The following is a 10,757-nucleotide window of genomic DNA, read 5'->3' on the forward strand; positions in this document are numbered from 1 at the left end:
ATTCGACGCCTGCCAACACGCGCAGCGGCACCGTCACATTCCTGTGATCGATGGCAGGCATCGAATAACCCTTAACGGTTTGAGACATTAGCATTGACTCTCGTCAAGTGACCGCGTTGGGTCGAGTGCGGCAGTTCGAAGGGGTGGCGCATCGGGCGCTCAGCGCTACTATCTTCATCATCGGCGACCGGCCAACATCCGCCGTCGAGTATCTGATGAGGTGATGGGCCGCTCAGGGTCGCACGAACGAAGGTCGACAGCTCCCAAGTACGACCCGATGGTGCGTGTCTCGCTGGGCGACCTTACGTGAGGTAGAGTCTCTAAGAATCGCTCGTCGCAGTTCCTACCTCCAACCGGCGTTCATTTCATGAAGATCAACCGACTGGACCGGGTGCGCTCCGTCACGCGGGCCGCGTGCCTCGCGCTCATGCTGACAGGATGCGCTTCCTCTTCGGTGGATTCGCAGAATTCGTCCCATGATGGGCAGTCGCAGAGGGCGGGCACGACGTCGCTCGACGCGGCCATCTCCGGACCGCAGCGCAGCGATAAGGCGCGTGCACGCGACGTTTATCGCCAGCCGCGAGAAACGCTGCTCTTCTTCGACGTCTATCCGGCGCAAGCGGTGCTCGAAATCGCGCCGGGTGGCGGATGGTACACGGACATTCTTGCGCCATATCTGCGCGACGCAGGTCTGCTCTGCGAGGCGCAATATCTCAGCACGTCCGCTGATCTTGCCGCAGAGGACTATGCCACTGACGCCGCCTATCAGCGCAAGCTTGCGGACGCGCCAGCAATGTATGGAAAAGTCGTCGTTGGCACATTGAATGCCGGTCGGTTCGCCGGCTTCGACGCCCATGACCGGTTCGACCGCGTATTGACGTTTCGGAATATCCATAATTGGATCAAGGACGGACAAATCGATGCCAACCTGGGCGCATTCTACGGCGCGTTGAAGCGAGCTTGAAACCCGCCGCTTGCGCGTGCTCTATGACGAAAGCCTCAGTCACATAGCCAGAATCGATCATTTGCTGCACGGTCGTTCCCGGCCGCGCGCGATGCTCCTCGACGCCAAGTTCGCCGCCATGCGTTGCGCGCAGCGAGATCAATGCGAATCCAAAGGATACGACGGACCCATCCGCACGGTGTGTGGTCGCTGCCGCCGACATACGAAGGCGGCGACGTCGATCAGTCACGCTATGCCGCTATAGGAGAATCGGATCGCATTGACGCTCAAGTTCGTCAAGCCTTAGCCTCCTATACATTCCGCGAGGTGAATCCGGGTCGCGGTGCTCACGGCGCTTCGTCGCCTTGAACGATGTCCAGGTCGCTGAGGAGCTACGACCGCACGTGGGCAAATGAACTTCACTCCGCGAGCCGCCCATTTGCCGGCTTGTCGCTTATCTGTTCCAGCGCCGCATCGATTATCTGAAGAGCAGACCCTAACCCCGCGGCATGCACCTCGTTGCGCAGGCATCGAAGTCGAGCTCGCGTGCTGGCGACGTCTGTGCCATTTGCTGCCTCCGCAACGAGGCGCACGCGTCGAACGAGCAGAGATGCCCATGGCAAAGGCTCGGCCTGCATGAACGCCTCGAGAGCTTCGGCATAACGAAGTGCGTCATCCCACTCAGCGCCTTCGATGCCGGCCTCCATTGCATGGATGTGGAAGCGCAGAACGGATTGAGCGAGGCAAGGCTCCGCAAGCAATGCCGCGCCTCGACGCAGCGCCTCAGCCCGCCCCTGCGCGTCCGGTGCGGCGCGGGCCAGCATTGCGAGTGTCGCCGCGCCGGCGTACCCCATGCCAGTTTCTTGTGCGATGTATAACGCCGCATGGATCTGACGCACGGCGTCCTCGCGCGCGCCCGCCCTCAGGCGAATCTCGGCCAGCGCCAAAAGAAACGTCGATTCGAAACGGCGGGCGCCGACCTGCCGAGCCAACGACAACCCTTCGAGACATACTGGCTCGGCTTCATCGAATCGTCCGGCGTCGACGAAGATCGTCGCAACGCTTGATAACGCAAACACGAGCGCAGGTAAGAGCCCCGTGCGCCGCGCGTCGATCACTGCCCGCTGCACTTCGTTGGCAGCTTGATCCAGCTTGGCCGAGTACTGCAGGCAATATGCGAGCATGCATCGGTTCGGAATCTCGATGGCGATCCATTGCCGCGCTTCACACAGCGCGACGCAGCGTTTGAACGATTGCAGCGACTCGGTTAAACGTCCCTGTTCGAGTTGTGCATCTCCGAGGCCGCTCAATGCCCGCACCTCACATTCGGGGCAGGCGCCCCGGTTCGCGAAGCGAAGCGCCTGACGATGTTCCATCACGCAGGCGGGCACGTCGCCTCGCGCGAAGTAGATGCTGCCTCGTAGGTAATGAATCTTGGATCGCTCCAGGTCCAGATTCAGCGCTTCGGCGAGCGAATCGGCGCCCGCGAGCGCATCGAGCGCTTCTTCGATGTCGCCCGTTACGCGATACCCAGCCGCAATCTCCATCAATGCGTGGCAGCGTTGCTCGTCGGTTTCTGCAAGTTCGAGTGCGGAACGGTCCGCGGCTAACGAGTCGGTCAATCGGCCGGAGTCGCGCAGCAATTCGCCGTAGAGCAGTGCGAGCTCGCAAGAGACGGATCGGTCGCGAGCCAGGGCCGCGCCGCGTTGAAGAAGCGCGACCGCCGCTTCGGGTTGGAAATGCTGCATCCCATCTCTGGCGGCCAACAAATAGGCGTGCGCGGCGTCAGGATCTTCTGCGCGATCCAGATGTTCCGCACGCAGGACTGGGTCTGCATCTCCTATGCGTAGCGCCACCTTCCGGTGCAGCGAGCGCTTCCGACTCTTAAGCAGCGTGCGATAAATCGCTTCATGCACCAGCGCGTGCGTGAAGTGCAGTTCGTCGCCGTCAGCCCGAATCAACTCCGACTGCAAAAGCGCTTCGCTGTGATCGGTCGCATCACTCGTGATCGCGCACAAGTCGGCCGGCAAGAAGTGCTTGCCGATGACGGACGCCGCCTGGAGAGCAATCCGTTGGCCGGACGTGAGCCGGTCCATTTGCTCGAGAACAAGACTCTGGACCGTGGGTGGAACGGCTCCCGTTTCGCTCTCGGGCGATGCGCGAAGCAAATGCTCCAGAAACAGCGGATTGCCTTCCGCGCGCACCGCGCACTGCTGTAAGACATCGTTTTCTTGCGATGAGCGGGTGCTTGCCAGCGTGCACGATTCTTCGAAGCTCAGCGGACCAAGTTCTACCTGCAACGAAGGGACGCCCCGAAGGGACTTGAACCACGTCTCGTCCAACGGCCTGCCTTCGATGCGCGAAGTCATGGCGAGAATAATCGGCGAATGCCTGACGGTTTCCGCAATAGCGATCAGTTGCCGAAGCAGCGGCACGGGCGCCCAATGGATGTCTTCTAATGTGATCAGGACAGGGCGCCTGCCAGCGGCTCGCTCTAACGTTCTTGCTAGCGCTTCATCCGAGCGCTCGGTTCGAGCTGAGGCGTTCATCGATTCTAATAGCGCCTTGTCGTCCATCGGGAGATCCAGTTCCATCAGAGCGGCGATGAACAGTGCATCCTTCTCCAGCACTATGTCGCAGTCGATAGCGTGCTTGAGTCCCGCTTTCATAGTCGCTTCGTCATCGGACAACGATACGTCGAAAAGAGACGCAAGCATTGCTGGCACGGCTGCCTTTCGACGTGAAACGCCGAAGTCGACTACTTGTCCGCACGGCACCGCAAATCCGCGTGATCGTGCGCGTTGCCGGACCTCGGCCATCAATCTTGACTTCCCGATTCCTGCACGGCCGCGCACAAGTATTGCCGCTCCGCTTCCGACGGACTGAGCCCGCTCCAGTACGCCGGAAATCTGGTCCAACTCCGTCTGTCGGCCTATGAAGGGCGAGTACAAGATTGGAACTGTGCTGAGCCTCCGCAGGCGCCACGCTGCGACGGGAACCGCGAATCCTTTGAGGGAGTGGGTGGCGCAGTCCTCGGCGTCCACCAATGTCGAGACTGAACGATACAGTCCGTCTGAGATCAAGGTGTCGCCCGGCTTGGCCAGCGACTGCAGGCGAGCGGCGAGATTGACGATCTCGCCGGTGACGGTGCTTCTGGACTGGGCGCCGCTACCGATCTTGGTCGCCAGGACTTCGCCTCGGGCAATGCCGATGTGAAGTTTGAGCGGTCGCCCCTCGCAGTCTGTCATCTTTGACGCCTCTGCGTGCATCTCAATTGCGGTGCGAACGGCGCGCTCAGGGTCATTCCCGTGAGCGACGGGCGCGCCGAAGACTGCCATCACTGCGTCGCCGATCCGGTTCAGCACTTGTCCGCCGTGGCGTGCCACGACGCTTTCCATGGCTGCATAGAAGCGGTCGAGCATTGCCTGTACTTCTTCGGCATCACTTTTCGCGCACAGCGTCGTGTATCCGGAAATGTCAGCGAACAGCGCGGTAGCTTCGCGGCGTTCTTCGGCCAACGCGACTTCGCTGCCCGCAGCCGTCCCACACGCGGCGCAGATGAAATCTGAAGCGCTGAGCGGCGCTCCGCACGCCTGGCACTTGGGGTGCAGGGGTGATCCGCATTCTTCGCAAAACTTCGCAGACTGCGCACATTCGTGCGCACAGCACAGGCACTTCATGAGGCGCCTCGCGTCAACCGCACCAACATCAGGCCCCTAGGCGCGTAAGGTCCGCGCGGCAATTGGCTCGAGCACTGGTAGGGAATGTGATTGGTCACACGCTCATTGAGCCCAAGTCGCAACATTGCGCGCGGACAGAGGCGAGGTCAACACGAATGGGCCGGGGATCATCTAACAAGCCGGTGCCTAGTTGTTCTTCTAGGTAACTACTGATTTTGCGCGGACGCTGCGCGAATGTGACTACACGGTGCAGCCTCTCATTTCCTTGGATGGAAAAGCATCTCTCCGGGACAAACTTAGGCCTCGAGATGCCGCGGCGACGGCCAGCAGATAGCTTTCAGCAGTCGTCGATTTTTTCGTTCACTGGGGAAGGGCTGCATGCGATTCTTGCTTCCGTCTTCGGCAAGGGGCCATGAACTGCCATTCGGCCCTCCCGTCCCGCAGACGTGTAAAGATCTGCGTCATTACGGAAAGCCGCCATTCGAGTTTAGACATCGCGCCGGGTGACGGTGCACACGAACGGTCCACGAGCGCGACGCATTGCTCAAAAGAGTCTTGCTGCTTTGATCGCGCGAGTTCCTCGCGCATCGGCGTGCGGCTGACATTCAGTTCGGTTTTGACCGGAACTTCCTCGGACGGTCATCGGTCGAGCAGACCTTCGCCGATCACCAGAAATACGTGGCCTTTACGCCGAACGTGCGCGGCGCCGCGAACGCGTAGCGATACGAGCCGTCGAACGTGTATTCCTCGGCGGCTGTAAAGACGCGCCGGTTGGTCACGTTGCGCACATACGCCATCAACTCGACGTTCTTGTGGTTCGGTATCCAGGTCGCGGACAGGTCAGAGGTCAGATACGGCTTCTGATAGTCGTCGCCGTAGTTGTAGATCGCGAAGTGCTGGCCCGTCTGAAACTTCGCGTTCACGCGGCCGACGATCTTTCCCGCGTCCGTGATCCACGCATGTTCGAGCCCGAACCCGATCGTGAAGGCCGGGCTTTGCGGCGGCGCATTGCCCGCCAGCTGCACGTTCTGGCCGCTGCCGTCATCGACGGCGAAATCGGTGAAGCGCGCATGCAGCCACGCCACCGACAGCGTCACGAGCCCGACCGGATCGATCAGCGCGCGGATATCCGCATCCGCTCCGTAGATGCGCGTGCGTCCGGCATTGACGATCTTCGTGCCCACGCGCCCGTCCGCGAAAGGGACGAGCTGCGCGATCTGCTGACCCGAGTAGTCGTAGTCGAACACGCTCGCGTTGATCTGCACGCGCTGCGCGTTCCACAGCGACTTCGTGCCGATCTCGATGCCTCTCAACGTCTCCGGCGCATATGATCCCGACGATGAGAAGCCGCCCGACTTGTAGCCGGTGTCGTAGCGCACGTAGTTCATCATCGCCGACGTCGGCGCGTACTCGGCCGCGAGGTGGACGGTCGGCTTCGACCACGAGCCCGAGTCGTTCTGCGGCACGTGCGTATAGTCGAACGGCGGCTCGCTCGAGTTCGCGAAGAAGTACTCGCCGTCGCGGCTCTTTTCATCGTGCGTGACGCGCATGCCGGCGGTCAGCCTTATCTTGTCGGTCACCCAGTACGACGACTGGCCATACGCCGCCGTCGAGGTCGTGCGAATGCCGTAGGCGAACGCGAGCGTGGGCAGAAAGACGCCGCCATCGAACGGCGACTCGTTCGCGCTGTACAGCGACGAAGACTCGTGGAAGTACGACACGCCCGCCTGCCACGACCATCTTCCATCGCCCAGCGAGCTCACGCGCACTTCGTGCGTCTGCGTCTTCGGAAACTCATTCTGGCGATACGAAACCGGGTCGGCGAAGCTCGGGCTGCTGTCGGCGGCATGACGCCAGGTGAGGTTGTCGTAGCTGCCGGTGTAGCTGAGTTCGACGCCCGGGAAGTCGTACGCGATGCTCCAGCGCGCGACCGTGTCTTCGATGTTCTGCAATTGCGCGGTCGCATAGGTGAAGGTGCGCGGATCGGCGGGGAAGGGCGGCTTGTCGTGCGAAAGATTGCCGCTCGCGTCGTAGATATAGGGAATGTCGAGTGATACCGGCCCGACGCCCTTCAACGTCGTCTGCTGCGCGGTGAACAGCATGCGCAGATGCGAGGCCGGTTCGAGCGCGACGGACAGACGCCCCGAGCGCGTGTCCTCGTCGTCGCCGTTGGCCTGCGGCGCGTTGTTCACGTAGCCGTCATGCCGGCGCGAGATCGCCGCCACGCGAAACTGGAGCACGTCGTTCACGGGGACGTTCACCATCGCATCGAGATTGCGCGCGGCGTAGTTGCCAACATCGACCGATGCGCGGCCTTCGAATGCCCTCGAAGGTTTCGCCGTCACGATATCGACGATGCCGCCCACCGCGTTGCGCCCGTACAGCGTGCCTTGCGGGCCGCGCAGCACGGAGATGTGATCGAGATCGTAGAGCGTGCCGCTCAGCGCATACGGCCGATTGTTCGAGCTTCCGTCCGTCACGACAACCACCGACGGATCACCGATCTCGGTCGTGTCGCGGCTCGAGATGCCGCGAATCGTCAGCACCGGCACGACGGTCTGCACCTGCGCATAGTTTAGGTCGGGCGCGATCGTGGCGAGGGACTTGATATCGCTGACGCCGGTGCTTTCGATGAAGGCATCGCCATAGACGCTCATGGCGATTGGCGTGCGCTGCTCGGCGGCAGGCTGCCTTTCGGCCTTGACCATGATCGGCGTGAGCTGTTGCGCGGCCGGATCGCTTTCAGCGGCCCACGCGCTCGATGGAAGGACGCAAGCCCCGAACGCACCAACGAAAACGAGACGGACACGACACGCCACCGTGGAAGCACGACGGCAGGAAGCGAAGTCGAAACGCGGGAAGGACATGACAATCGCAGACTGGGTGCAGCACAACACCTGCGATTGCTGATTGCTACGGAGGCTGTCGGACACTGCCGGTCGTCCCCGCTCTCCGAAGGGAAAACGACGTGGTGGAAATAGTTACTGCGCCATGGCGCCGGAAAGCGACGAATTATAACGTTCGTTGCCGATGTTCGTGATACGGCGTCCCGCGACGTTCAGCGCTTCTTGGCCTCTTCGAGACACGCCGCCAGCTTTTCGAAGTAGTCGAGCGCCTTGCGCGTGGGCACCACGGTCTTGATGCGCAGATCGTCGCTGCTCTCGTCGGCGGACACGAGACCCTGCTTCCTCAGGTTCGTCAGCTTGCGATGCACGGTCGCCGGCGCGCCTGCCGCCGAAAGGGCCATCGTCTCCGTGACCGTCAGCGTATGACCCGCATGCCACGACGCCGTGAGGGCTGCCAGCAAGCGTTCCTCGGCGGCATCGAGCTTCGGTACCGAGGGCAAAGCCTGGACAGCTTGAGCCAGGTTCAGGAAGCGAAAATAAGCATCGAAGACGCGCTTTTTGGCCATAAAGAAGCGATTGAATGACGACGGCGTTCATCATAGCATCGACGAAAATCGAATCATGATGGCAGTCCAAGTATTTATCAGTATGATAAGTGAGTGCTAGAATAGTTCAAACAGCAGAGGCTGGACGAAGACATCGATCTTTCTCTTGCCCGCGCCGCTATCGGGGGCACGAGCGTGGTTCAACGACGCGATTTCACTTACATCACACCGACTTTCATCGAGCAGGAAATCGATCATCTGGCGAGGATGATCGGTTCGCGCCACTGGCATCGAAGCGCCGCTTGGCCGGTGTCGTATTGGCGCGAGCGCATCGAGGAGCTGCGGCACGCCCCGACCGTCGCGCCACTTCAGCAGGAGGGGCTGCGCTCGCTGCTCGCCGAGCTGGAACGAATCGCCGCACAGCTCGATCCCGTTGCGGGTTACGGCGAGCTTCCGCAAGCCGACGCGCACGCGGCCAGCGCGGCTCTTGGCGAGGCGCGGCGATAACGTTCGCTGCCCGCCCGCCTGTGAGGCCGGATGAGCGCTGCGGTAAGATACGTCCGCCGCTTACCGGCTGGTCACTCCAATGTCTTCGTTTCTACTTCGTTTTTGTTCTGTCGTCGGAACGGCGCTCCTTTTCGTCGGTTCGCTCTGGCTCAATCAGGAAATCTTCGTTCACTCCGAGTTCGTGCGGGGGGTGAACTGGGTCTATCTCCCTGCCGGTATCCGGCTGCTCAGCACGCTGCTGCTCGGCGCGGACGGAGCGCTTGGACTGTTGCTCGCGAGCTGGGTCGTCGACTTCTTCTATTTCTTTCCCAATGACCCCGTGAGGTCGTTCGTCGGCGGCATCATCGCGACGGCCGCGCCTTATGCGGTCTATCGTCTGGCGCGGGAAACCTACGGGCTGAACGCATCCCTTTCGAATCTGACGGCGGGGAGGCTGATGATCCTCACCGTCGCTTATGCGATTGCCGGTTCGTTGCTGCATAACATCTGGTTCTATCTTCGAGGTGACGCGCAGAACATTACGTCGAGATTCCTTGCGATGTTCGTCGGCGACCTGGCGGGAACCGTCATCGTCATTTACACGCTCAAGGCGCTGCTGCATTTTCTGCCGGTGCCGCGCGGCCCGAAAGCACGTAGCTGGCCGGATCATTGACGGACGCCGTTGTCCCGGGGTGCCGCTCGTCTCTCAGGTTTAGGATCGTCATGCCCTTATGCTCGTCAACTTACCATTTGTTTATCAATTTGATAAGATGCAGCAAGGAGAGCGATACGCCGGGAGGCCGCCCGGCAGAATAAGGACTTCACGATGATTGCCGAACCTACCCTGAGCGGTGCAAGCGCCTTGACAACGAACGCGTGGGAGACCGACGACCGCTATGCGCAGCGGCATACGTTGCAGATCGCGCTATGCTTGCGGACCTTGTGTGTGCGCAGCGATTTCCTGACAGTCGAGTTCGGCGACACGCAGTTCGTCACGCAACTGCTCGACGTCGATTCGCGCCGCGCGCGTTTTATCTTCGATTTCGGCAGCACGGCGCGGGACAATCGCGCGCTCGTCGATGCGGACGAGCTCACGTTCCGCAGCCAGCCTTCGGGCATCCGCACGCATTTCGTGACGGGCGGCGCCGTGGTCGTGACGTTCGAAGGGCGTCCGGCATTCGAAGTGCCGTTTCCTGCGCTGCTTCATTACGTGCAGCGCCGGGATTTCCATCGCGTCGATACGCCCATGTTCGATCCGTTCGTCGCGAGCGGGATCGACGGAGTGGGCGCCGCTTTCCGGTTCGAACTGCAGGACCTTTCGCTCGGCGGCATGGCGCTGCGTGCGCGGGACGAACGCTTCGAATCGCTCGCGGCGGGAACCGTGTGGAACGACGTGAAGCTCCAGGTGGGCGGACTAGGCGCGGTGCCGGTCGATCTGGAGGTGGTCGCGCCCCGGCAGATGGTCACGCCGACGGGGGAGCATCGGACCGTTCTGGGCTGCCGGTTCATCGACTTGAAGGCGAATGCGGAGCGTGTGCTGCAGCGTGCGATCGCGCTGCTGGAGACGCGCCGCAAGGAGCGCCCGGCGCGCGATTGATGCGGATACGGGCCGCTTCAGTCTCAATCAGATCGCTTCATCATTAGGGTCGCGACACGACCATGTCCTCGCCGCCGATTCCATTCTCAGCGGCGGACCGACAAACTCCGGGTGCCACTTCGCACCGAGGCGCGCGAGCGTCGCCGGATCGGGAATGCCATCCGGAATCGCGTCGCGCAACTGGTGTCGGATTGGGGAATCATGGCGGTCGGCAGCCTGATCGGAGGACTGTTGGGCGCGCGCCTTGCCATCTCTGACAAGGCGCGACGCTGAATCGTCGCGTTGCTGATGATCGTCACCATCGCTGAGCTGATCATCTCGCCGGGCCGATGCAGTGGCTCGATTCGCGGTCATATTATTAACGCTTACGGTGACAACGCGTTGGATTGAAACTGACCGCTCTTTGTCGTCCGACCGAAGAGAATATCTCCGTACACGTTTTCTCGTCGGCACGACGCGGTGTTCGCACTAACCAATTGGCCGATCTCGCGCCGACAAGATGCATCCTTGGGGCGGGGTGCGGAACTGACGGAATCGCCGCCGAATCTTCGATACGCTGTCGTTTCGCTCTAAGCGGCTGCAACAGTTTAGGTTTGTAGGATGCCTGCCCTTCACCGTGCAGCTGGGCCCGCACCAAAGGCGCATGCGGGCAGGCGTCGT

7 protein-coding genes and 1 pseudogene are annotated in these 10,757 nt (G+C 61.5%); 4 read left to right on the forward strand and 4 right to left on the reverse strand.

All coding sequences use genetic code 11. The features are described 5' to 3' along the window. The first annotated feature begins 367 nt into the window (after window positions 1-367). Window positions 368-1,250 (forward strand): annotated as a pseudogene (locus tag AWB74_RS42335) (class I SAM-dependent methyltransferase). Between the two features lie 112 nt (window positions 1,251-1,362). Here the strand turns inward: AWB74_RS42335 and AWB74_RS42345 are convergent. The 3 genes from AWB74_RS42345 to AWB74_RS42355 form a co-directional block, all read right to left on the reverse strand. After that, window positions 1,363-4,461: an adenylate/guanylate cyclase domain-containing protein gene (locus AWB74_RS42345; RefSeq protein ID WP_160110392.1), complete on the reverse strand. Its 3,099-nt coding sequence runs from the start codon at window positions 4,459-4,461 to the stop codon at window positions 1,363-1,365. An 827-nt stretch (window positions 4,462-5,288) separates the two neighbouring features. Further along, window positions 5,289-7,490 (reverse strand): TonB-dependent receptor, encoded by a 2,202-nt coding sequence (locus tag AWB74_RS42350; protein ID WP_061152486.1) that lies wholly within the window; start codon window positions 7,488-7,490, stop codon window positions 5,289-5,291. A gap of 191 nt (window positions 7,491-7,681) precedes the next feature. Next, entirely contained in the window at window positions 7,682-8,035 is a 354-nt protein-coding gene (locus tag AWB74_RS42355; RefSeq protein ID WP_061152487.1) for a hypothetical protein, read from the reverse strand. Between the two features lie 174 nt (window positions 8,036-8,209). Here AWB74_RS42355 and AWB74_RS42360 point away from each other — a divergent pair, with 174 nt between their 5' ends. From AWB74_RS42360 to AWB74_RS42370, 3 genes are all read left to right on the forward strand, one after another. Beyond that, a complete protein-coding gene (locus AWB74_RS42360; RefSeq protein WP_143749480.1) occupies window positions 8,210-8,521 on the forward strand; it encodes a hypothetical protein in 312 nt (103 codons plus the stop codon). Between the two features lie 79 nt (window positions 8,522-8,600). After that, entirely contained in the window at window positions 8,601-9,173 is a 573-nt protein-coding gene (locus AWB74_RS42365; protein WP_061152489.1) for a hypothetical protein, read from the forward strand. Between the two features lie 153 nt (window positions 9,174-9,326). Beyond that, a complete protein-coding gene (locus tag AWB74_RS42370; protein ID WP_061152490.1) occupies window positions 9,327-10,097 on the forward strand; it encodes a flagellar brake protein in 771 nt (256 codons plus the stop codon). Between the two features lie 27 nt (window positions 10,098-10,124). Here AWB74_RS42370 and AWB74_RS42375 read toward each other — a convergent pair whose 3' ends face one another. Further along, window positions 10,125-10,451 (reverse strand): hypothetical protein, encoded by a 327-nt coding sequence (locus AWB74_RS42375; RefSeq protein WP_087039545.1) that lies wholly within the window; start codon window positions 10,449-10,451, stop codon window positions 10,125-10,127. Window positions 10,452-10,757: the final 306 nt, after the last annotated feature.

This window comes from Caballeronia arvi, from assembly GCF_001544695.2.
GTDB lineage: Bacteria > Pseudomonadota > Gammaproteobacteria > Burkholderiales > Burkholderiaceae > Caballeronia > Caballeronia arvi.

Excerpts from the sequence above, each read along its gene's own strand:
- AWB74_RS42375 (WP_087039545.1), bottom strand. The coding sequence starts at position 10,451 with ATGACCGCGAATCGAGCCACTGCATCGGCCCGGCGAGATGATCAGCTC.
- AWB74_RS42365 (WP_061152489.1), top strand. The coding sequence starts at position 8,601 with ATGTCTTCGTTTCTACTTCGTTTTTGTTCTGTCGTCGGAACGGCGCTC.
- AWB74_RS42370 (WP_061152490.1), top strand. The coding sequence starts at position 9,327 with ATGATTGCCGAACCTACCCTGAGCGGTGCAAGCGCCTTGACAACGAAC.
- AWB74_RS42355 (WP_061152487.1), bottom strand. The coding sequence starts at position 8,035 with ATGGCCAAAAAGCGCGTCTTCGATGCTTATTTTCGCTTCCTGAACCTG.
- AWB74_RS42350 (WP_061152486.1), bottom strand. The coding sequence starts at position 7,490 with ATGTCCTTCCCGCGTTTCGACTTCGCTTCCTGCCGTCGTGCTTCCACG.